The organism is Halomonas sp. A29 (genome assembly GCF_046723295.1).
Lineage (GTDB): Bacteria > Pseudomonadota > Gammaproteobacteria > Pseudomonadales > Halomonadaceae > Halomonas.
The window spans coordinates 191,933-212,724 of sequence record NZ_JAXQPR010000004.1; the positions used below are offsets into that span (position 1 = coordinate 191,933).

General features: G+C 63.0%; 19 protein-coding genes and 1 tRNA gene. 4 read left to right on the plus strand and 16 right to left on the minus strand.

Annotated elements, in window-relative coordinates:
• Positions 1-33 precede the first annotated feature (33 nt).
• Positions 34-573 carry a transcription elongation factor GreB gene (gene greB / locus SPH52_RS09205; protein WP_411794720.1) on the plus strand — a complete coding sequence of 180 codons (540 nt, stop codon included), beginning with the start codon at positions 34-36 and terminating at the stop codon, positions 571-573.
• Between the two features lie 3 nt (positions 574-576).
• Here greB and SPH52_RS09210 read toward each other — a convergent pair whose 3' ends face one another.
• The 4 genes from SPH52_RS09210 to SPH52_RS09225 are packed head-to-tail and all read right to left on the minus strand — an operon-like array spanning position 577 to position 4,663.
• The gene (locus SPH52_RS09210) at positions 577-1,287 is read right to left on the minus strand and encodes an SIMPL domain-containing protein (protein ID WP_411794721.1); all 711 of its coding nucleotides are present in this window, start codon (positions 1,285-1,287) and stop codon (positions 577-579) included.
• Between the two features lie 23 nt (positions 1,288-1,310).
• Positions 1,311-2,312 (minus strand): methyltransferase, encoded by a 1,002-nt coding sequence (locus SPH52_RS09215; protein ID WP_411794722.1) that lies wholly within the window; start codon positions 2,310-2,312, stop codon positions 1,311-1,313.
• Positions 2,309-3,118: a methyltransferase domain-containing protein gene (locus SPH52_RS09220; protein WP_411794723.1), complete on the minus strand. Its 810-nt coding sequence runs from the start codon at positions 3,116-3,118 to the stop codon at positions 2,309-2,311. Before SPH52_RS09220 ends, SPH52_RS09215 begins: the two co-directional genes overlap by 4 nt.
• Before the next feature lie 36 nt (positions 3,119-3,154).
• Positions 3,155-4,663: an amidase gene (locus SPH52_RS09225; RefSeq protein WP_411794724.1), complete on the minus strand. Its 1,509-nt coding sequence runs from the start codon at positions 4,661-4,663 to the stop codon at positions 3,155-3,157.
• A 118-nt stretch (positions 4,664-4,781) separates the two neighbouring features.
• On the opposite strand from SPH52_RS09225, the gene SPH52_RS09230 reads away from it, so the two are divergent.
• A tRNA-Arg gene (locus SPH52_RS09230) sits at positions 4,782-4,858 on the plus strand.
• Positions 4,859-4,924: 66 nt separating this feature from the next.
• On the opposite strand, the gene SPH52_RS09235 is transcribed toward SPH52_RS09230, so the two are convergent.
• Complete coding sequence (locus tag SPH52_RS09235; protein ID WP_411794725.1) at positions 4,925-5,662, minus strand: Crp/Fnr family transcriptional regulator; 738 nt, start codon at positions 5,660-5,662, stop codon at positions 4,925-4,927.
• Positions 5,663-5,894: 232 nt separating this feature from the next.
• Between SPH52_RS09235 and SPH52_RS09240 the strand changes: the two genes are divergently transcribed.
• Positions 5,895-6,152: a hypothetical protein gene (locus tag SPH52_RS09240; RefSeq protein WP_411794726.1), complete on the plus strand. Its 258-nt coding sequence runs from the start codon at positions 5,895-5,897 to the stop codon at positions 6,150-6,152.
• A 65-nt stretch (positions 6,153-6,217) separates the two neighbouring features.
• Here SPH52_RS09240 and SPH52_RS09245 read toward each other — a convergent pair whose 3' ends face one another.
• The 8 genes from SPH52_RS09245 to SPH52_RS09280 all read right to left on the minus strand — a co-directional run bounded on the left by SPH52_RS09245 (position 6,218) and on the right by SPH52_RS09280 (position 13,859).
• Positions 6,218-7,030 (minus strand): sulfite exporter TauE/SafE family protein, encoded by an 813-nt coding sequence (locus SPH52_RS09245; RefSeq protein WP_411794727.1) that lies wholly within the window; start codon positions 7,028-7,030, stop codon positions 6,218-6,220.
• A gap of 79 nt (positions 7,031-7,109) precedes the next feature.
• A complete protein-coding gene (locus SPH52_RS09250; RefSeq protein ID WP_411794728.1) occupies positions 7,110-7,709 on the minus strand; it encodes a malonic semialdehyde reductase in 600 nt (199 codons plus the stop codon).
• Positions 7,710-7,742: 33 nt separating this feature from the next.
• Complete coding sequence (locus tag SPH52_RS09255) at positions 7,743-9,062, minus strand: TRAP transporter large permease (protein WP_411794729.1); 1,320 nt, start codon at positions 9,060-9,062, stop codon at positions 7,743-7,745.
• Positions 9,059-9,646, minus strand: a complete 588-nt coding sequence (locus SPH52_RS09260; protein ID WP_411794730.1) for a TRAP transporter small permease subunit — start codon at positions 9,644-9,646, stop codon at positions 9,059-9,061. Before SPH52_RS09260 ends, SPH52_RS09255 begins: the two co-directional genes overlap by 4 nt.
• Positions 9,647-9,692: 46 nt before the next feature.
• Positions 9,693-10,814, minus strand: a complete 1,122-nt coding sequence (locus tag SPH52_RS09265) for a C4-dicarboxylate TRAP transporter substrate-binding protein (protein ID WP_411794731.1) — start codon at positions 10,812-10,814, stop codon at positions 9,693-9,695.
• A gap of 59 nt (positions 10,815-10,873) precedes the next feature.
• The gene (locus SPH52_RS09270) at positions 10,874-11,815 is read right to left on the minus strand and encodes a dioxygenase (protein WP_411794732.1); all 942 of its coding nucleotides are present in this window, start codon (positions 11,813-11,815) and stop codon (positions 10,874-10,876) included.
• 89 nt (positions 11,816-11,904) lie between these two features.
• Positions 11,905-13,047 (minus strand): CaiB/BaiF CoA transferase family protein, encoded by a 1,143-nt coding sequence (locus SPH52_RS09275; protein ID WP_411794733.1) that lies wholly within the window; start codon positions 13,045-13,047, stop codon positions 11,905-11,907.
• Positions 13,044-13,859, minus strand: a complete 816-nt coding sequence (locus SPH52_RS09280; RefSeq protein ID WP_411794734.1) for a citryl-CoA lyase — start codon at positions 13,857-13,859, stop codon at positions 13,044-13,046. The genes SPH52_RS09275 and SPH52_RS09280 overlap by 4 nt, the downstream gene beginning before the upstream one ends.
• A 172-nt stretch (positions 13,860-14,031) precedes the next feature.
• Between SPH52_RS09280 and SPH52_RS09285 the strand changes: the two genes are divergently transcribed.
• Entirely contained in the window at positions 14,032-14,928 is an 897-nt protein-coding gene (locus tag SPH52_RS09285; protein ID WP_411794735.1) for a LysR substrate-binding domain-containing protein, read from the plus strand.
• 77 nt (positions 14,929-15,005) lie between these two features.
• Here the strand turns inward: SPH52_RS09285 and SPH52_RS09290 are convergent, their stop codons facing one another.
• The 3 genes from SPH52_RS09290 to SPH52_RS09300 all read right to left on the minus strand — a co-directional run bounded on the left by SPH52_RS09290 (position 15,006) and on the right by SPH52_RS09300 (position 20,640).
• Positions 15,006-18,482: an EAL domain-containing protein gene (locus tag SPH52_RS09290; RefSeq protein WP_411794736.1), complete on the minus strand. Its 3,477-nt coding sequence runs from the start codon at positions 18,480-18,482 to the stop codon at positions 15,006-15,008.
• Positions 18,483-18,587: 105 nt separating this feature from the next.
• A complete protein-coding gene (locus SPH52_RS09295) occupies positions 18,588-19,328 on the minus strand; it encodes a helix-turn-helix domain-containing protein (RefSeq protein ID WP_411794737.1) in 741 nt (246 codons plus the stop codon).
• A 238-nt stretch (positions 19,329-19,566) separates the two neighbouring features.
• Positions 19,567-20,640, minus strand: a complete 1,074-nt coding sequence (locus SPH52_RS09300; protein ID WP_411794738.1) for a porin — start codon at positions 20,638-20,640, stop codon at positions 19,567-19,569.
• Positions 20,641-20,792: the final 152 nt, after the last annotated feature.

A 20,792-nucleotide genomic window follows, 5' to 3' on the forward strand; every position in this document is an offset into this window, starting at 1 on the left:
TGGCCAGTCTCGCCAGAAAGAGGAAGTATAGGCATGAAGGGCCGCAACATGACCCGATGGCGCGACCCCGCCAAGGATCCTCGCCAGGAACCCAAGAGCAACCTGATCACCGCCGAGGGGGCGGCGCGCCTGCGCGGCATTCTCGACCATCTATCGCGGGTAAAACGCCCTGACCTCTCGGCCAAGGTAGGTGAAGCCGCGGCACTGGGCGACCGTAGCGAGAACGCCGACTACACCTACAACAAGAAGGAGCTCAACCGGGTCATCGCGCGCATCCGCTACCTGACCACGCGGCTCGACGAACTGCAGGTGGTGGATCGCCTACCGGCGAATACCGACAAGGTCTATTTCGGCGCCTTCGTCACGCTCGAGGACGAGGAAGGCGAGGAGATTCGCATCCGCATCGTCGGCCATGATGAAACCGACACTGCCAAGCGCTGGATCAGCATCGATGCACCGCTAGCCAAGGCGCTGCTGGGCAAGTCGCTGGACGACGACGTCACGGTTAAGGCCCCGGCCGGCGACATCACCTACGTAATCACGGATATCGCCTACCGAACGCCGGCTAGCTGAGCCTCAATCCTCCAGGGCGTAGTCCACCGTGGTCACCACGCGCACACGCTTGACGTCCGGCGTGTAGCTGTCGAGATCCTCGATGGAGAAGTAGCCCTGGGTGGCCTGGCGGATCTGTCCCACCCGGCTCCCCGAGTCCTCGGCGAACTGCTGCGCGGAACGGCGCGCATCGGCCGTGGCGTTGGCAATCATCTCGGGCTTGATGGCATCGAGGCCGGTAAAGAGGTACTCGGTACGGTACTCGTAGTTCGGCGAGAGCAAGACTCCCTGACGCACCAAGGTGGTGACCTCCGGCATCGCCGCCTTGACGCCTTCCACGTCCGGCGAGCGCAGCAACAGAGTAGCCTCGCCGCGATAGCGCTCGTCGGGACGCTGACCACCGTAGAGGTTGCTGAACTGGTCGGTGATGCGGGGTGGCGTCACGCTGATGTGCTCGGCATCGAAGCCGCGCTGGGCGAGAAAATCACGAACCGCCTGCTCGTTACTCGACAGGATCTGCTCCAGCTCGCCCAGCGTGTTGGCGCTGGCGCTGTAGTTGAACGGCCACAGCACCAGATCCGCCGCCATCTCCCGTTCAGCCAGGCCACGTACGGTCACACTGCGCGACGACTGCTGCCAGACCTCGGCCGCCTGTTTGATGAAGCTGCCACCCCCTACCAACCCGACCGCCAGCAGCACTCCCAGCACCGCCGCACTTCGCAGATTTCCCGCCATGACCGCATCGCTCCGCAATAGGCCTACTGCCTGAGCGCATGATAAACCCGAAAGCGACGGTCGTCGGCAAGAATCTGAAAGCCCCCGAAGGCGCCCTGCAGCAGGTCTGGATAGGGCAGGAAGGCGTTTGCTACCAGCAGCAGTTTGCCGCCTGGCAACAGATGCGTCGGCGCTTCACGGATAAGGCGCCCAGCGGGGCCATAATCAATGTTGCGCTCTTGGTGAAACGGCGGATTGCTGATGATGGCGGCGAAGCGACTCTCGCCGAGCGCCGAGTAAACGTCGCTGGCCAGGGCTTGCCCTTCCAGTCCATTGGCCACCAGGGTGCGCCGGGTGGCCTCTACCGCGAAGGCGTTGACATCCACCGCCGTCACCGCATGGCCGCGGCGCGCCAGCCAGGCGGCGAGAATGCCGTCGCCGCAGCCCATGTCGAGGACTTCCTGCATCCGTTCAGGCCCCGGCAGATGGTGCTCCAACTGGTCGAGCAACAGACGGGTGCCGTCATCGATCTTGCCATGACCAAATACGCCGGGGTGGCTGGCCAGCGTCAAGCCCTCGGCCTCGAAGGAGATCCAGGCGGCATCCGGATCGATCCCCACCCTGCCGAGGCGCGTCTCGAACAGGATGCAGCGCCGGGCGCTGTCGCGCTTGCGACAACCCAGCCCCAGCGCCGCCAGCACCTTGAGGACGCGCTTGATGCCGCCCTGGTTCTCCCCGACCAGTTGCAGCGGCGTACCCGGCGGCAGGCTGGCACACAGCCACAGCAGCCACCACTCACCGAGCGCATGGCTCTTGGGCCAGAAAAGCACTGCGCCAGGCGGCTCCTCAGTCGACAGGGCATCGAACGGCGAGCAGGCCGGGCGGCCTCGTTCGCGCCACGCTTGTAGCACACCAAGGTCGGCACTGACGACGCTCCCCTGCCCCTCCTCGAGCCAGGCATCCCGCGGCGGCGACACCCAAAGCCAGCCGCGATAGTCGGCTTCCTGGCGTTCCAGAAGTTGACAGACCAGGGTCTCGGCACTCATAGGGAACATCCTCCGGACGGCTGTTCGCCCTCCTTCACCAAGGTGTAGAGCAGATAGCGCCCCAGTCGCCAATGCGGCTCGGCTTGGCAGTAGCGCAGTTCCAGTACCACCAGCCGCTGCCAGTCGTCCTCGCTGGCCGGCGGCTGACGCAGGTAGTCGTGGAAGATGCGGATGCCCGCTACGGCGCGAATCGAAAGGCCGTATTCCTGGCTCCAGGCAACGATCTGGTCATGACAAAGCGGTGAGATGGGCGTCAACCGCTGGCGCCTGCCGGTGCCTTCGAGGCGGTCGTCCAGCGCCTTCTGCAGATTGCCCTTGACCACGTTGGAGAAACGCAGCGCATCGCGATTGAACACCATCAGCGACAGCTGGCCACCGGGAGCGAGCCCATCCACCAGGGTGGCGAAGGCAGCCTGCGGATCACTGAGCCACTCCAGCACGGCGTGGCAGGCGATGAGCGGCCAGGTGCCGGGCGCCCTTTCCGGCAGCGCCTGCAGCGGCGCCTGGAGGAACGTCACCGGCCAGCTGCCGAGTGCCTGGCGTGCCTGATCGAGCATGTCCGCGGCCGGTTCCAGCAGGGTCACCGAGTGGCCACGCCGGGCAAACCAGGCGGATAGTTGACCCAGCCCACCGCCGACATCCAGTGCCGGCTGGCCATCGAGCTCGAGCATCTTCGGCAGCAGTTCGTCGAGCATGGCCAAGCGCAACTCGCCGCGGGGGCCGCCATAGAGGCTGCCGGCGAACTTGTCGGCCAGGCCATCGAAATGGCGGTCACCGGCTGGCGAAAGCGGTGTGGAATCGTTCATGGCTGGGCCTGGCAAAAGCGAAATGTGGCGCGCATTCTACCCGTCTTGCCGGGGTCTGGGCAGGTGCCGCCCCCAGCGCACCTCGGCCTCGACCTGCGCCGCCAGGGCCAGCAGGCGACGCTCGTCACCCATGGGTCCAATCACCTGTACGCCGACCGGCAGGCCCTGCGCGGTAACGTGCAGCGGCAGCGACATGGCCGGCTGCCCCGTGAGATTGGCCAGTTGGGTGTAGGGCGTACGCGCCAGGGCGTCACGCGCCAGGTAACGAAGCATGTTGGCCTTGAGCGCCAGCGCAGGCAGGCCGGGGATCGCCAGCAGCGACATCAATCGCTCGTGTGCCGGTGGCGGATAGAGCTCCCCCAGGCGTGGTGCCGGTGCCGCGGTGACCGGCATCAGCAACACGTCATAGCGGCGGTGAAATGCCCCCATGGCACGTGACGCCGTGTTCCAGTCACGCTTGGCCAGCTCGTAGTCGCGTACAGGCAGGCTGCGCCCCAGCCGGGCAATGGCTCGAGTCGAGGGTTCGATGTCAAGGCGTGAGACGGGCACACCGGTTTCGCGGGCAATCCAGGCCAGGTCGGCAGTGAGATGGCCGAGATAGAGCGTCAGATAGGCGGTGGCCAGGTGCTCGCCGTCAATCGGCGGATCGGCCCACTCGACGTGGTGGCCGAGCCCATCGAGCATTGTTGCCGCCTCTTCCACCGCTTGGCGTACCTCGGGGTCAAGCACGGTACCGAGCGGTTTGCCCAAGGGATCTCCCAGAGAGACTGCCACGCGCAGCGGCTCAGGAGGGCGCTCTAGCGCCGCCAGGAAGCCCTGTTCGCGCTTCACGGGATAAGGGGCTCCCTCGTCCATGCCGTTGATGGCGTCGAGCAAGGCAGCGCTGTCACGTACCGAGCGGGTCACGGCATGCTCCACCACGGCGCCCTGCCATACTTCAGCATGCATGGGGCCCAGCGGCACCCGCCCGCGTGAGGGCTTGAGTCCAAACAGTCCACAGTAGCTGGCAGGAATGCGGATCGAGCCGCCGCCGTCTCCAGCCATCGCCAGCGGCACCAACCCACCGGCAACTGCCGCTGCCGCGCCACCGCTGGAACCGCCAGGAGAGTGATCGATGTTCCAGGGATTGGCGGGATGGGGGAAGGCCCGCGGCTCGGTGATCCCCATCAGCCCCAGCTCGGGTGTCGCCGTCTGACCGAGGATGGCAAAACCCGACTGGCGCAGGCGCGATACAAGGGTCGAATCCACTGGCGACTTCCACTCCGCCAAGGCCGCACTGCCGAAGGCCAGCGGCTCGCCTTCGATGGCCATGAGTAGATCCTTGGCCAAGGTTGGCACACCGGCAAACGGCGACTCTACATCGATGGCCCCGGCTTCGGCCCGGGCACGTTCGAAGCGCGTGCGCACCAGCGCCTTGAGCCGTGGGTTGTCGCGCTCGATGACGCAGCAGGCGGCGTCGAATATCTCCTCGCGACTCACCTGCCGGCTACGCATCAGCTCGGCAAGCCCCAGGGCATCGTGCTGTTGGTACTCCTCGATCTCCATTCGCTTTCCCGGCTTCCCAGACAGCACGATGATGGCGGGTCGGCTGCGTACTTGGCAACCCGTGCCAGGCAAGCGGTTTAACTTGCCGCCACAAGCCCTTATAATGCGCAGCCGTGCTGCCCCCATAGCTCAGCTGGATAGAGCGTCCCCCTCCTAAGGGGAAGGTCTCAGGTTCGAATCCTGATGGGGGCGCCAAAAAGCCCCTTCGACAGTCTTCCGCCGCATGCACTTGCCCGGAGGAAGGAATAAAGCTCAAGCCGCCTAGTCATTCTTCAGGTGCAGGTAGAGTGCGTCGAACTCGCCCGCTTCCCTCAGCTTCTCCCAGTCGGGTATGGTCACTTCCATCTTGGCGGTCTGGATCAAGCCATTGGCGCGCAGCGCCTGCATGGTTCGGCTCACGTGAACAGCGCTGATGCCGGTCGCATCAGCCAGTTCTTCCTGGGTCAGGGGCATGCTGAAGGTATTGGAGTTTCTCACCAGCCCCACCGCCTTCAGGCGCAGCATGAACTCGCACAGCAGATGGGCTATTCGGCTATAGGCATCTCGCCTGCCGATGTTGAGTAGCCACTCCCGGAAGATCGAGGCATCCACCAGCGTCTCGCGCCAAAACGCGGCGGCGATACGAGGGTAACGTTCGCACATACGGCGCAAGTCTTCGTGTTGGATGAACCCCACCGTGCAAGCGCTGATCGTTGCAAGGCTACTGTCCATGTACTCCAGGTGCAGACTCTGCATGTCAGGCATGTCGCCCGGCACATGCAGCGCCATGATCTGGCGCTTGCCCTCGTAGCTCAGCTTGAAGACGCAGGTGAAACCCTCCAGGACCAGGCAGCACTGATGCGGGCAGTCGCCGGTGTTCACGATGATCTGGTCAGCCTTGAGCTGCACGATCTGCACAGGCAAAGCCAGGAGTACCTGCTTCTCTTCCTCGGTAAGAGGGAAGATGCTCTCCAGCTTGGTGATCATCAGGGTGTTGGGCTGGTGCGGCCCTGGGCTCATATGTACAGGCTCCGTGGATAGTGCTGTCAGTGCCTTCACCCTAGGTCACCTTAAGGCAATTTAAACGAACATCCTGCAAAAAAAACTTCCCCGCCGCCGGCCTGGCGACGGGGAAGAGTCGAGGAATCAGTGCATGGCTACACATCACTCATAAGCGGTAACATGACGGTCATCCGTTTCGTGCTAGGATGATGCTTGCCAATAACGGTGAACTTTCAGGCAGGAGGCCAGAATGTTTCAACGCACACGGAAAGTCGCATGTCCCGAATGCAACGGCAGCAATTTCTGGAACGGCAACCCGAAGCCAACGGATGTGCTTCACTGCCGATACTGCGATGCCATTGTCATCAGCTACACCGAGTATGTGGAGCAGGCGGCCAAGCGTGAGGCCGAGCGGCTGCTCGCTGAATTCGTCGAAACCGACGTTTCCCGCGATCTCGCCCACCTCAAGGCCGTATTGGCGGCCCCCGACCAGCGAATAAGCCCCTGAGGTTCCCTAGGTCGGCGCGGCCACCCTGCACAGGGTGGCCGTTTCATTTTCCAGGCCTTGACTGCCTAGGCTTTGAATACGGCGTACACCATCTGCAATGCCAACCCCATAAGCATGAACGCGAAGATTCGCTTGAGCATGGCCACGGGCAGGCGATGCGCCAGCTTTGCCCCGACCGGCGCCATCAGGATGCTGAAAGGCGCCATCAAGAGTAGCGCGGGCAAGTAGACGAAGCCCAGCGCGGCGCCGGGCAGGCCGGACACTCCCCAGCCGTTGATCATATAGCCGAGGGCTCCGGCGAGTGCGATGGGCAACCCAACGGCAGCAGAGGTACCGATGGCCTGGGGCAGCTTGACGTTGCACCAGGTCAGGAACGGCACGGTCAGTGAGCCACCGCCAATGGCCACCAGCGCGGAGATGCCGCCGATGCCCAGCCCTGCACCGCCGAGACCAAGCGCGCCGGGAAGGCTTCGCGTCGGCTTGGGCTTGAGGTTGGCCAGCATCTGCAGCGACATCAGGAACATGAAGCAGGCGAAGAAGACCGCCAGACCCCGTGTCGGTACCAGGGCAGCAACGAAGGTGGCCAGAAAAGTTCCCACCAGTATGCCGGGCGTCAGGTAGCGAACGATCTGCCAGCGCACGGCGCCGTGTCGTTGATGCGACAGAAGACTTGCCGTGGACGCAGGAATGATGGCCGCCATCGCCGTGCCCAGTGCCAGGTGGGCCAGATGCTCGTGCGGCACGCCCTGGATGACGAACAGGGTGGTCAGGATCGGCACCATGATGCCGCCGCCGCCAATGCCCAACAGGCCGGCCATGATACCGACCAGCCCGCCCAAGGCCACATAAGCCAACCACCAGATAAGGTCCAAAGCCACTCCTCGCTCAAGGTCAGGGACGAACAGGCGAGCCAGTTTATCAGAAAGCCCTTCGCCCCACGCCTTGCCCCGGCTGCCGCTACAGCAAGGTGCACGCCTGCTCGAAGCTCAGTCGCGGGCCGCGCGGCCTCAGTCTGGCCGTGTCGCCGTAACCCAGGTTGCAGAGGAAATTGCTACGGTGATTGGGGTGACGTTCGGCGAAGAACAGGCCGTCCACCAGGTCGTTGTCGAAGCCGGACAGTGGCCCCACGTCGAGCCCCAGCGCCCGCGCCGCCAGGATGAAATAGCCGCCCTGCAGGCTGCTATTGCGAAAGGCCGTCTCCTCCCGATAGGGTTCGTCACCTACGAACGACGCCTTGGCATCCACGTGGGGGAACAGCGCGGGCAGATGATCGTGGAAGCGGCGGTCATAGGCGAGGATGGCCGTGACCGGCGCCTGCTCCACCTTGTGCCGGTTCCCTTCGCTCAGCGCGGGCATGAGCTTCTCCTTGGCCGCACGAGTACGCAGGAAGTGGATGCGCAGTGGGCTGCTGTTGACGCTGGTGGGCGCCATCCTCACCAACGCGTACAGCTCTCGCAGAACCGCATCGTCCACGCCGCGCGGCTGCCAGTAGGCATGGGTCCGCGCCTCGTTGAACAGCTGGTCCAGCGCCGTCTTGCTCAATACGCCTGCACTCATCTCGTCGCTTCTCCTCGTTGTGGTTCCGCGGGTTCAGTAGCGATAGGCCAGATAGGTGGAAAGCACTGGAAACAGCGCCAGGATCAACAGCACCACCAGCATCGCTACGAAGAAGGGCACTACGCCCTTGAAGATCTCCTTGACGGGAACGGAGCGGTCGTTGAGTGCGGCTTTTACCGTGTAGACCGAAATGCCGAATGGTGGCGTGATCAAGCCGATTTCCACCGCCACGACTGTAATGACGCCGAACCAGATCAGATCCATGCCGAAGAACTGGGCGATGGGCAGCACGATGGGCAGCACGATCAGCATGATCGACACCGAGTCGATGATGCAGCCCATCAGGATGACGACCAGCAGGTAGAAGAACAGGAAGTGATAAGCGGTCAGGTCCATGGCCGTGACCCACTGGGCGATCGCCATGGGCAAACCGGTCAGGGCCAGCATTCGGCTGTAGAGGGAGGCCGCCAGGATCAGGAACAGGATGGACACCGCCACGTGCCCCGTCTCGCCCAGCACCTGGTAGAACTTGCTCGGATTGAGGCGGCGCTTCGCCAATGCCAGCAGCAGCGCGCCACAGGCACCGACGCCACCCGCTTCCGTAGGCGTGAAGAAGCCCGAGTAGAGCCCGCCGAGCACCAGCAGCATCAGCGCCAGGATGGGCACCAGCTTGAGCGCCAGCCCCAGCAGCGACTCGTCGGCCGTCCTGGTCTCGGCCACTGCCGGACCCTGCATCATGAAAGCGGGGCGCAGGTAGGAGAGCAGCATGATGGTCGCGCAGAAGATCAGCGCCAACAGGATGCCAGGAATGATCCCGGCGATGAACATACGCCCCACCGACTGCTCGGCCAGCACGCCATAGACGATCATCAGCAGCGAGGGTGGGATCAGCATGCCCAGCACCGAACTGCCTGCCACGACCCCGACGGAGAACTTTGGCGTATAGCCATGGCGCCGCATTTCCGGTACCGCCACCTTGGTGAATACTGCCGCTGAAGCCACGCTGATGCCGGTGATCGAGGCGAAGATTCCGTTGGCACCCACGGTAGCGATCCCCAGCCCACCGCGAATCCGGCGGGTCAACCATTGGAAGACGTCGAAGGTGTCCCGTCCCACCCCCGATATCACCACCAGCAACCCCATCAGCACAAACAGCGGCACCACGCCGTAGAGGTAGCTGCTCAGAGAATCGTTGGCCGCCGCTGCCACCATGCGCGTGGCCAGTTCGGGATTGCGCAAGGTGGAGATGGCCACGAAGGAGACCAGCATCAGTGCGATGCTGATGTGCATGCCGAAGTAGATCAGCGCCAGCATCAACAGCACGGCAACGATACCGACTTCGATACCGCTCATGCGCTGCCCTCCTCTTCGGCAGGCGCTCCACCCCTGACGGCCCAGACCAGCGCCTGTCCTGCCAGCAGCAGATACTGCAGCAGCGTGATCGCCGCACAGGCGATCACCACCAGCCGGATGGGCCAGACGGGAAAGGTGAACACTCCCTCCACGCCCATGAACTGGCTGCGCTCCCAGGCGCGCAGGAAGGTCGGCAAGGTGCCCTGGTAGATCACCATCAGCATGTAGGCGCCGGCCAGGTAGAACAGCGCCTGCAGGCCATGGCCGAGGCGCGGGTGCCGCTCGGTGAAGCCCTGGATGAAGATATCGGCCTGGGCCATGCGCCCATGGCGCAAAGTGCTGGGTAGCTGCAGGAAGACGATCATGACGATGGAGGCCGCCACCAGCTCCGCCACGCCCGCGATGGGCTTGTTGATCAGGTTGCGCGAGAGCACGTCGACCACGATCATCGCCATGATGATGAAGATCAGCAGCGAGCCCACCGCGTTCAGGCCATCCACCAGGTAACCGAACAGGCTGTTGTGGCGATGGCGGCCATCGCCGAGCCGGCGCCCCAGCATCAGCGTCTTGAAGGAAAAGGTCATTCCGCGACTCCTCTGCCCGACCGGCTTGGCCGGCCGGGCGCTCCGATCAGTTGCGATCCCAGGCCAGTTCCGGCTCGTGACCGCGCTCGCGCATGGCATCCATATAGGTGCTGAGGAGTTCACGAGCGGGCAGGCCCCGCCCTTCGTTGCGCTCGATCCACTGCTCGGCCAGGCCGGGCATGCCGTCGATCCAGCGCTGACGCTGTGCGTCGGAAAGCGCCTGGATCTGCACCGGTGTACTCTGGTCGGCACCCAGCTCGACCATGCGCTGGAGCGAACTTTCGTAGCGTTCGGCCAGGTCGCGGCCATGGGCCAGGGTATAGGTCTCCCCCGCTTCCCTCAGGGCTTCCTGCACGGGCTCAGGCAGGCTATCCCAGGTGAAGCGGTTGATGGCGAGCCCCCCCGAGAACACCACGCCCAGGTTGACCTGGGTGATATAGGGCGCCACCTCGTAGATACGTGCCGGCAGGTTGCCCGTGGCAAGCCCGACCACACCCTGGGAAACGCCGGTCTGGATGTCGGTGTAATAGCTCGCCAGCGTGCCATCGACGGGCACCGAGCCCACCGGTTCCAGCCACACGCCGAGCACACCGGGCGCGGAGATGCGCGCGCCCTCGAGGTCGTCGAGGCTCGCCACCGGGAAGTTGGTATAGATGTCGTAGGTATCCGATGCGGTGGCACCGAGGAATACCAGATCGTGGTCCTCCCATTCGGCGCGGAATTCCGGCACCGAACGCACCAGGTCGTTCATCACGTCGAGCATCAGCTCGGGGTCGCTGGTGGTGAACGGTGTGTAGGCGCTGATCTGGGCCAGCGGCATGCGAGAAGGCTCCAGGTAGCTGAAGACCCAGCCTATATCGGCAATCCCGTCCTGAACGGAAGTGAGGGTGGCGTTGGTGCCGTACAGCTGGCCGGCATAGGCTTCCGTCCAGCTCACCTCGTACTCGCCCTCCTCCGCCAGGATCTCGTTGACCTTGGGGATGAAGACCTCGGGAATCATGCCCACCCAGGGAATGGTCGTAGGGTGGCTCGAGCCCACGGTCAGGTTGATGGTCTCTACCGCTGAAGCATTGGCGGGGAAAAGGGCCACGGCCAGCGTTGCGGTCCCCAGGCCAAGGGCGGCGCGAGCAATGTACGGCTTTGCTGTCTTGTGCTTGTAGAGTGTCATGTTGGCGTCTCGCTTGGGTTGTTGTTATGGCTCGGCGCTCCACTGGGGAGTCGCAGGACTCAGGAATCGATGGGCGACGCCGGCAGCCGGGACACGCCGGGAGAAAGATCGAAATCCACCTCGAGCGTGCAATAGCGGCCTTGAACGTCGGGGTCGGGCGCCTGGCCGTCATGGTGGAGGGGAAATTCCATGGCCAGGTCGGCGCTGGTGACGCCGAATACGCAGTCCGATTCGAGGAAGGGGTCGTCCTTGGGGAAGATTTGGGTCACCAGGGTCCGGTGCCCTTCCGCCGACACCGTGAAGTGCAGGTGGGCGGCACGGAACGGATGGCGCTGCTGGGCCCGAAGCATCTCACCTACGATACCGTGGGTGGGGATCGGATAGCTGGCGGGACGAATGGTGCGAAAGTGGAAGCGTCCCTTCTCGTCCGCGCGAAACTTGCCACGCAGGTTAAGGTGCGGCTGGCTATCGTCCTGGTTTTCGTAGAGGCCTTCCGGCGAAGCGTGCCACACCTCCACCAGTGCCCCCGGCAACGGCGTGCCGTCGCGGCTCGTCACCCGGCCAGAGACGAACAGAGGGATGTCGCTCTCCTTCGGCACGGCCCGTGAGATATTGGCCCCGAGCGGATATTCCGGATCACGGCGGCTATAGAACGGACCCAACAGGGCGGGAGAGATCTGCTCCGGCGTACGCTCCTGGTTGAGGATCATCACCAGGGTGGAAAAACCCAGCGCGTCGGCCATCACCATGGTCTCGTTGTGACGGTCGCGAGTCAGGTGGCCCAGGCGGGTGACCGCGTTGATGGCGGTCATGAACTCCTCCTCGTTCAGCTTCACCTCGCGGCCGAACGCATGCAGGTGACGCACCAGCGCCGTGAGGATCTCCCGCAGCCGCTCGTCCTTGGTATGGCTCATGGCCTTGAGCACGATCTCTGTGATGTCGTCCGGGGTTTGCGGAATGCCATGTGGAACTATGTCGTCTTTGTTGGGCAATTCGAACATGACTGTCGCTCCTGATCGGCCTGGGCAAACGCCACCGCCCGGCCGTGTGGTTATCGTTTTTCAGGGTGCCAGCGCGGCGCACACCGTCCTCAGCGCCGGCGACGCTTCACTTCCGCGAGTATTTCGTCGCGATGTTCATCCAACACCGGTGGCGCCATCACCTCCAGCGGCTTTACGCCATCGAAGGAGACCGGCGAACGTACCGTGCGAAAGGTACCTACAGTGGGGTGCTCGGTGCTGACCTCCAACTGCAGGTGCCTGACCTGAGGGTCCGCGAGTACCTCGTCGGTGTCGTACACCGGGGCATGGGGAACGTCCTCGGCCGCCAGGCGACGACACCACTCCGCGCGGTCATGACGTCGAAAGATCGGCTTGAGCAGTTCGATCATCTGCTCCTGGTTGTCGATGCGCCCCTCGCGACTCGAGAACCGTTCGTCCTGGAGCAGCTCGGGATACGCCATGGCATTGGCCAGCCCCTGCCAGAACTTCTCCGGCGATGACATGTGCAGCGCCACCCACTTGCCGTCGGCGCACTCCACCACGTAGGACTGGGAGACCTGAGGCCGGCTGTAAGGCCCCATGATCTCGTTCTCGGAGAGATAGTGCGTGAAGGCATCGAGGTTGAAGTGACACATCGCCTCGAGCATCGAGACGTCGACCCGCCGCCCCTGCCCAGTCCGGCCACGCTCCACCAGCGCGCCCAGGATACCGTAGGCGGCATAGAAGCCCGACAGCGCGTCGGCCATCGCCGGCCCCACCACTCGCGGGTTCTCGGGATTGATCAGAAGCTTGAGAAAACCGCTGGCGGCCTGGGCCACGGTGTCGTAGCTGGGCCGCCCGGCGTAGGGTCCGTCGTTGCCAAATCCGCTGATGGCGCAGTAGACCAGTCCAGGGTTCATCTCACGCAGGCGCGCTTCCCCCGCCCCCAGCCGCTCGGCGGTGCCGGGCCGGAAGTTCTGGATGTAGACGTCGGCCTCACGGATCAGCGCATCGAAGGTCGCCAGGTCCTCCGGCTCCTTGGTGTTGAGCGCAATGCTGCGCTTGTTGCGGTTGTAGGTCTGATAGTGGGGACTGTAGAGCCCGCCCTTGAAGGCACGAAAGGGGTCGCCCTTGCCCGGCATCTCCACCTTGATCACGTTGGCGCCCAAATCGGCCAGCAGCATGCCGGCGGCGGGGCCGGTGATGAAGGTGCCCTGTTCGATGACGGTGATGCCGTCGAGTACCTTGCTCATGAACTCCCCCCTTCTTGCGTGAAGCCAAGCGGCACCTTGCCGGTGTATTCCACCTGCCGGGTCGCCTGATAGGAAAGCGCGAAGCCGCTGGGCTGTTCGGACTCCTCCAGCAGGTGCGCTATCAGCCCGGCGGTGCGGGCCAGTAGCGGCACGCCGCGCAGCGCCTTGAGCGGGAAGCCCGCGCCCAACAGCACGGCAGGAATGGCGGCGGAAACGTTGAGCTTGAGCTCCTTGCCGACGACCTCGGGCAGGGCCCGCTCCACGGCCGTGGCGATACCCACGTAGCGCATCTCGGCGCCCGCTTCCTGCGCTACGCCGAACAGCGCCTCGACCCTAGGGTCGCGCTCCTTGTGCAGCGGGTGACCGTAGCCAGGAATCGCCTCGCGACGGGCGCGGCGCGCACTGATGACATCGTGCACGGCGCCTTCTAGCGATTTGCCGCCGTCGATCTCTTCGGCGATCTCGGCGAACAGCTCACCCGCCGCCTGGGAGGCCCCCAGGATCACCGAGCCGCAGCCCAGCAGCCCCGCTGCCACCGCGCCCTGCAGTGCCTCCGGCGCCGCGGCATAGGTCATGCGGCTGGCCTGCACGCTGGGTACCAGCCCATGCTCGGCAATGGCGACCAGGGTCGCGTCCAGCACCCGACGCCGGGTGTCGCTGGGCGGCTGGCCGTCGAGCAGCAAAAGGAAGTAATCGGTGAAGGAGATCCGCCCGATCAGTTCGCCGCTGAGGTCTTTGCCGCGCACCACGATGGTGTCGGCGTTGGAGGTACTGATGGCGGTTGTTGGAATTGTCTCGCGCCCTATTTTCATGCTGTCGCTCCGCATTGCAGCGAGCGAGCCACGCCGGCGCGGCATGACACGCTCGGGATGGCCGATGCCGTGCATTGAACATAAGCGGCGCCAACAATTCATGAAAATGATAAATTTCCATCGTAACGAACGATGACATCGATGGATAAATAACCGTCAACGAGGTGCAGCGATGGAACTGCGACACATGCGCTACTTCCTGGCAATCGCCGAGACGCTCAACTTCACCCGCGCGGCCGAAAAGGTGCACGTCACCCAGTCGACCCTTTCCCACCAGATTCGCCAGTTGGAGGAAGAGCTAGGCCAGCCGCTGTTTGCCCGGGTCGGCAAGCGTGTAGTGATCACCCAGGCCGGGCAGGCCTTCCATGAGCACGTGGCACCAATCCTGCGGCAGGTCGACCAGGCGCTGGGCGCCATGAAGGAAACACCCGATGAACTGCGCGGCGAGCTGCGCATCGCCGCCACTCATAGCTTCAACGTGCAGCTCATCCCGCTGTGTCTCTCGGTATTCATGCAGCGCCTGCCCCAGGTCAAGGTGGTGGTGGAGGAACTGTCGGGCAACCAGATCAGCGAGGGGCTGGTCAACGGCAGCCTGGATCTGGGCATCTCCTATCGCCCCGCCATTCCGCGCGGCCTGCGCTTCGAGCCGCTCTACAACGAGGAGCTCAAGCTGATCGTTGGCAGCCACCACCCGCTGGCCAAGCGCAAGCGGCTGCGCATGGTCGAGCTGAACGGCCAGCGCATGACGCTGCTGGCACCGCACTTCTCGACCCGCCAGATGCTGGACGAGTGCTTCGAAGCGGCCGGCGCACGCCCGCAGATCGTGGCCGAACTCAACGCCATCTCGCCCATGGTCGAGCTGGTTCGGCGTACCGACCTGTGCGGTATCGTGGCGGAAAACGCCCTGAAGGACGAACCCGGCATCCAGGCCATACCGCTTGAGAGCCCCACGCCGGTGCGCACGCCGGGGCTACTGTGGTCACAGCGGGCCGAGCGCCCGCCAGCCAGCCGTTACATGGCCGAGACGATTCGTGAGCTGGTGATGCAACAACCTTTCGGGAAACGCTAGGAGAGCCACAAGGGTGCAGCCACTGCGGCAGAGGCTATACCTGGGGACTGGAGACGATACACCGACCTGGCTGCGCCTCAGCTACGATCATCCATACCAGTAGTCAGCGCCCTGCCCGCTCTCAGCGACAGCTCGAGCTGATCGAGCGGCATGGGTCGTGCAAGCAGGAATCCCTGGAATTGCTCACAGCCGTACCTCTTCAATAGGCTGTGTTGCTGCTCGGTTTCAACGCCTTCGGCCACAACGGTCAGGCCCAAGTGATGGGCCATGGAGATAATCGCCTGCACGATGGATGCGTCATCTACGCTATGCGTCACTTCCCTGATGAAGCTGCGATCGATCTTCACCTTGCTGATGGGAAGTTGCTTCAGGTAGTTCAAGCTGGAAAAGCCGGTGCCGAAGTCATCGATGGAGACGTCGACCCCCATTCTGCGCAAGGCATGAAGGATATCGACCGCGTCCTGCGCATCCTTCAATAGCACGCCTTCGGTCAGTTCCAGCTCCAGTCGGGTGGCCGGCAACTGAGTGTTGGCAAGGGTTTCCTGCAGCGTGTCCAGGAATCCGGCGCGGTGGAACTGCAAGGGCGAGAGATTGACCGCCACCTTGAACCCACCAAGACCACACGCATCGAGCAAGCCCATGTCGAGACAGGCACGTTCGAGCACCCAGCGGCTGATCGGCATGATCTGGCCAGTTTCCTCGGCCAAGGGGATGAATTCGCCCGGCGAGACGAAGCCTCTTGCAGGATGGTTCCAGCGCAACAGGGCCTCCACGCTAGTGATCTCACCCGCCTGGTCGAATAGCGGCTGGTAGTAAAGCTCGAGACGCTGCCCATCGATGGCATCCTGGAGTTCATTCCGCATCGCCAGGCGCTCATTGACGCGGGTGGTGATATCACAGGTGAACCACTGATAGGCGTTACGTCCCTGCTGCTTGGCCATGTACATGGCCATATCGGCCTGCTGGATCAGTTCCATGGGCTGGTCGATGGTATCGCTACTGATGGCAATACCGATACTGGCCGACAGGTGGAGCTCGTGGTGATCGATGCCATAGGGGTGAGCGACGAGCCGTAGCAGGCTCTCTGCCATTTTCGCCTGCTCCTCCTGCGTGGCGTCGGGCATCAGTACCACGAACTCATCGCCACCCAATCGACCCAGGGTATCACCGGGACGCATGGCACTGGACAATCGGCAAGCCACTTCAATCAGCACTTTGTCGCCAATGGCGTGGCCCAGGCTGTCGTTGATCGGCTTGAAGTCATCCAGGTCCACGAAAAGCACGGCCATGTTCCGACCCTGGCGCTGCGACAAGCCGAAGTAGTGGATCAGGCGTTCTTCCAGAAGTGCTCGGTTGGCCAAGCCGGTCAAGGCATCGTGACTGGCACTATGGGCAAGGTGCTCCTCGTAGGCCAACCGTTCGGACACGTCGCGCAGCATGCCGACGAAGTGTGTTACGCGTCCTTCGCCGTCGGGTACCGGTGCCACGTAGAGCGCATTCCAGAAGGCGCTGCCATCCTTGCGATAATTGCGTAGCGTGACATGACAATCGCGTTGCTCGGCCAAACGACGACGTAGCCATGCCACCTTTTCGGGATCCGTATCTTTTCCTTGCAGAAGACGACAGTTGCGGCCGAGGAGCTCCTCCTCCCGGTAGCCCGTCAGGGCCAGGAAAGCCTCGTTCACATAGGTGATGGGGAAGTCGTTCTCGATGGCATCGGTGATCACGATGCCGTTGATATTGGCCTGAACGCTTCGCTCCAGCACACGCAGGCGAGTTTCGTTCCTGTTCTGCTCGGTAACATCCTTGGCGATACCAAAGACACCCTGGGCGACCCCGTCTACCAGGATCGGTAACTGAGTGACGTAGAGCAGTCGAAGCTCACCGGACCGGTTGACGATGGGGACCTCATAGCGCTGTGCACCCCCCTTGAGGGACGCATCGATATACTGTTGGATGCGCTCGGCCTCGCCGGGGAGTATGAGCTGAGAGAAGTGCATGCCGATGATCTGGCCCACGGGCAGGCCCGTGATGGCACCGAAGGTAGGATTGGCCGTAGCGAAAGTCCCCTTGGGGTCGACGGAGAAGACCGCATCGGGGTTGTAGGCAAAGAGTGAGCGGTAGCGTTGCTCGCTCTCCCACAGCGTACGTCTGTCCTGATGCCGCTGATGGGCCAGCCCCAGACTGAACGCCATGAGATAGCTCAACATCAATCCTGCAAGAGCCACCCCGCCGGGTATCAACCCGGCCTTGAGCATCTCATCAACCGAATCGGGATAGACCTCCAGTGTCAGCCCGAGCCCACCCGGCAAACCGATATGTCGCTTCGCTACCAGCGGGTAACTCGATTCGCTAGCCACACGTCCGGGCGCCCGAATCTCAAGCAGGGGGCTGCCGCTCTGCAGCACACGGATCATGGAGGCCCCCAACTGAACGCGAAGCTCTTCTTTCAGCAGTACGACAAGGTCGATGCTCCCCACCAGCCGATGACCAGCCACCGGCAACGGTATCATCACTAGCGCCCTATGACGCTGCTCGCGATCGGCCAGCATCATCCATGGCTGGGAAAAGTCGAACTGCAGCCTCCTCTCGACCTGGGGGTCGGCCAACTGCGCCTCCAGCCAGCGGCCAGCTGACGCATTGCGAGCGTACTCCCAGGTCCATGCCCCCCGATCCAGCATGACAAGGGCCTGCATGGCGGGAGAGTCGCGGAAGTAGTGTTCGACATGACGGGTGCGCATCGCTGCATCGGACCACGTCTCCGGGGAGTCCAGGCGCTCGGCCATATACTGAGCGAGCAGGAGCTGTGCAGACATCATCTGTTCGGCGTTGTACTGCAAGTTGTCGAGCAAATGGCTGGCTTGTCGCTGCTTCTCTTCCTGGTATTCCCAATTCAACAGGTACCAAACCGAACAGCTCAGCAGGACGCCAAAGAGACCACACGCCAGCGCCGGCCGCCCCATTCGCGGCTGCGGGCGATCGACACCTACCGCCATCAGCAACATCGAAACACCCAGCACCATGGCCAGCACGGTTCCCAGCAAGGGCGAAGAGGCGTTGTTCAGCGTCCATGCCACCTCACCACCCGGCAGGAAGAGCCTGAGCAGTGCCAAAAGACTGCTGCTCAACAACAGTATGCCTACGCCGGCCCACAGCCAGCTCGAACGGCGCCTGCCCACTCCGAGCAGCAGGCAAAGAGCCACCAGCAACAGCATCGCTGACGCGAGGGAGCCCATTCTCACATCGCCAGTCAGCCAGGAGACCCCGACTTCCCGGCCTCCTGCGAGGATGTTGTGCAACAACAGGTAGGTGACATGAACAAGCAGAATGAGACCGGCAAAGCGACGCAGCACCGACCAGCGCACCATAAGGGCCAGCAGGCCGATACCGACCATCAGCACGGCCAGCGCATTGTCGGGCAGCAGTACGCTACGCAAGGGGTAAACGATTTCCAGCCAGTAGGTAAGAAGTCCCGCGCCCCCCATCAGGATGAGCACGGCGGCCGCCATGTAGAGCGTGGTGTCCCTGGCGATATCCAGCGTCTTGTGAGACATATCGTGCGCACACTCCTTTGGACAGCCGAATGTAAAACGACCCATCCCCGAAGCAGGCGTGTCAACATTAGATATCGGCAGGCGAAAGGAAAGGTTTAATCCCTCTTAGGGCCTCATGCCCTCTTCTGCCAGAGACAAGAGCGCTTCCCGGTCGTGAATAGTCAGTTCGCGGCCGCTCACGCTGAGTACGCCCTGCTCCTGGAAGCGCGCTAGTACCCGGCTGACGGTCTCCAGCGCGAGGCCCAGGTAGCTGGCGATATCGGAGCGGGACATGGAAAGATGGAAGCAATGGGGTGAGTAGCCGCGGCTGCGAAAACGCTCGGAGAGCCCCAGCAGGAAGCTGGCCAGGCGCTGGTCGGCGGTACGCCCCGAGAGCAGGCACAGCGTGCGCTGGTCGTTGCGCAGCTTGCGGCTCATGCAGCGGTAGAGCTGCCCGCGCAGACCTGGCAACTGCTCGGCAAGGTCCTCCAGTCGGGTGAACGGCAACTCGCAGACGAAGGTCGATTCCAGCGCCACCACGCTGCTGTGGTAGCGCGGCTCGCCGATGCCATCCAGGCCGACGATCTCACCTGGCAGGTAGAAGTTCATCACCTGCCCGCGCTGGCCGGCCTGGGAATCCACACTCTGCTTCAGGCTACCGGAGCGCACCACATAGAGGCTGGTGAAGCGCCCGCCCTGGCGCACCAAAGCCTCGCCGCGCTTGAGAGCCTGCGGCAGCTTGAGGATGGTATCGAAGGATTGCAGCGCATCGTGCTCGAGCCCCAGCGGTAGGCAGCGGGTATGCAGAGCACAGCGCTTGCAGCGGGCCGCGCCGGCCGAAGGCCGCAACAGGGGCTGGGGCTTCATCAGCGCACTCCTCTCCTCGTTGACGAATCGTCAGGCTTCGATTCTGACCCGCTCCGTTGCGGCTGTCCCGCCCGGGCGTCGCTCGCGGTAACGAAACGAAACCTTTGTTGACTTGCATCAAGAGTGAGGAAAGGCATTGCTGAATGGCAGGAAAAAGAAAACCGGCCCCGAAGGGCCGGTTCTTTCGTCGCTGGAAGCGACGTGTCTTCTATTGATCGCTTGCCCGAAGGCAGAACGATTAGAAGTGGTAGCGAGCGCCAACCAGGTAGTACAGGTCGTCGCCATCAGCGGTTCTGACACCATCGTCAGTGCTGAAAGTAATTTCAGCCTGGTCCGCCTGGTACAGTTCAGCAAAGACGTCGAAGTTGCTGGAAACTTTGTAGTACGAGCCAAGAGCCCAGGCAGTGCGGTTGTCCTCGTTATCCGGACGTACGCGGTAGACGTCAGCGTTGAAGGCCCACTGACCCACGGCGTAAGTACCACCCAGACCCCAAGTCTTGAAGCCACCGCCGATCTCATCGCCATCTTCATCCAGATCATCGTTGTTGCTACGAGTTTCGTAGCCCAGACGTGCGGAGAAGTTGTCGTTGAAGGCGTAAGAAGCGGTTGCACCCCAGATCATCTCACCGGTGCCATTAGCACGGCCATCGCGGTCATCGATGTAACCCAGCGCCAGACGAAGACCCTCAAGTTCGTACTTCACACCACCTTGGGTGGCGATTTCGCTGTTCTCTTCCTGGCCAGGCTGAGACGGGTCAGTGCCGCGGCTGCTGTAGTGCTTGGCTTGCAGGTAGGCCTGGAAGCCGCTCAGGTTCGGCGTAATGTAGCCGATGGAGTCACCGCGGGACTGGACCGGGTGCCCCTGGAACTCAAGGCCCTGGTCGATATAGACGTCGAACGGTGCACTGACGACATCCTTGTAGAAGGAGTCGAAGTTACCAGCCTGGAAGGTACCAATGGTGGCACTGCGCAGCCCCAGGTAGCTCTGACGAGTCTGATGGAAGGCTTGACCAGAACGCTGCTCATCGCCACGGAAACGCCACTCGAGGTGAGCGAAGGCGGTCAGATCAGAAGAAATCTGCTGCTGGCCACGCAGGCCCAGACGGGAGTAGACATCAATAAATTCAGCGCTGTTACGCTGGAAGTTGCCATTGTCGTCATATTCCGGGCCGCCACCGGCGATACCCAGGGCGAGACGGCCGTAGAGGTCCAGACGAGTGCCGTCCTGGTCGTAAACGGTGGCGGCTTGTGCTGCAGTGGCGCCGTAAACCATGGCACCGGCAATGGCAGTCGCTAACAGTGTCTTTTTCATCGCGATAGTTCCTTTCACTAGCTTACTGTTTCGATCGTTACTACACAGATCGGTGATCGGTGCAGGTAGCTTGCCGGGCATGGGTCCCGCCGTACGTGGCTCGGTTCCTTCTCAGGAAGCGCCAGGGCCGGTCATGACCTCAGCGAAGCCTT

Coding starts and splice junctions, on each gene's coding strand:
- greB (WP_411794720.1), top strand. CDS start 34: ATGAAGGGCCGCAACATGACCCGATGGCGCGACCCCGCCAAGGATCCT.
- SPH52_RS09210 (WP_411794721.1), bottom strand. CDS start 1,287: ATGGCGGGAAATCTGCGAAGTGCGGCGGTGCTGGGAGTGCTGCTGGCG.
- SPH52_RS09215 (WP_411794722.1), bottom strand. CDS start 2,312: ATGAGTGCCGAGACCCTGGTCTGTCAACTTCTGGAACGCCAGGAAGCC.
- SPH52_RS09220 (WP_411794723.1), bottom strand. CDS start 3,118: ATGAACGATTCCACACCGCTTTCGCCAGCCGGTGACCGCCATTTCGAT.
- SPH52_RS09225 (WP_411794724.1), bottom strand. CDS start 4,663: ATGGAGATCGAGGAGTACCAACAGCACGATGCCCTGGGGCTTGCCGAG.
- SPH52_RS09235 (WP_411794725.1), bottom strand. CDS start 5,662: ATGAGCCCAGGGCCGCACCAGCCCAACACCCTGATGATCACCAAGCTG.
- SPH52_RS09240 (WP_411794726.1), top strand. CDS start 5,895: ATGTTTCAACGCACACGGAAAGTCGCATGTCCCGAATGCAACGGCAGC.
- SPH52_RS09250 (WP_411794728.1), bottom strand. CDS start 7,709: ATGAGTGCAGGCGTATTGAGCAAGACGGCGCTGGACCAGCTGTTCAAC.
- SPH52_RS09255 (WP_411794729.1), bottom strand. CDS start 9,062: ATGAGCGGTATCGAAGTCGGTATCGTTGCCGTGCTGTTGATGCTGGCG.
- SPH52_RS09260 (WP_411794730.1), bottom strand. CDS start 9,646: ATGACCTTTTCCTTCAAGACGCTGATGCTGGGGCGCCGGCTCGGCGAT.
- SPH52_RS09265 (WP_411794731.1), bottom strand. CDS start 10,814: ATGACACTCTACAAGCACAAGACAGCAAAGCCGTACATTGCTCGCGCC.
- SPH52_RS09270 (WP_411794732.1), bottom strand. CDS start 11,815: ATGTTCGAATTGCCCAACAAAGACGACATAGTTCCACATGGCATTCCG.
- SPH52_RS09275 (WP_411794733.1), bottom strand. CDS start 13,047: ATGAGCAAGGTACTCGACGGCATCACCGTCATCGAACAGGGCACCTTC.
- SPH52_RS09280 (WP_411794734.1), bottom strand. CDS start 13,859: ATGAAAATAGGGCGCGAGACAATTCCAACAACCGCCATCAGTACCTCC.
- SPH52_RS09285 (WP_411794735.1), top strand. CDS start 14,032: ATGGAACTGCGACACATGCGCTACTTCCTGGCAATCGCCGAGACGCTC.
- SPH52_RS09290 (WP_411794736.1), bottom strand. CDS start 18,482: ATGTCTCACAAGACGCTGGATATCGCCAGGGACACCACGCTCTACATG.
- SPH52_RS09295 (WP_411794737.1), bottom strand. CDS start 19,328: ATGAAGCCCCAGCCCCTGTTGCGGCCTTCGGCCGGCGCGGCCCGCTGC.
- SPH52_RS09300 (WP_411794738.1), bottom strand. CDS start 20,640: ATGAAAAAGACACTGTTAGCGACTGCCATTGCCGGTGCCATGGTTTAC.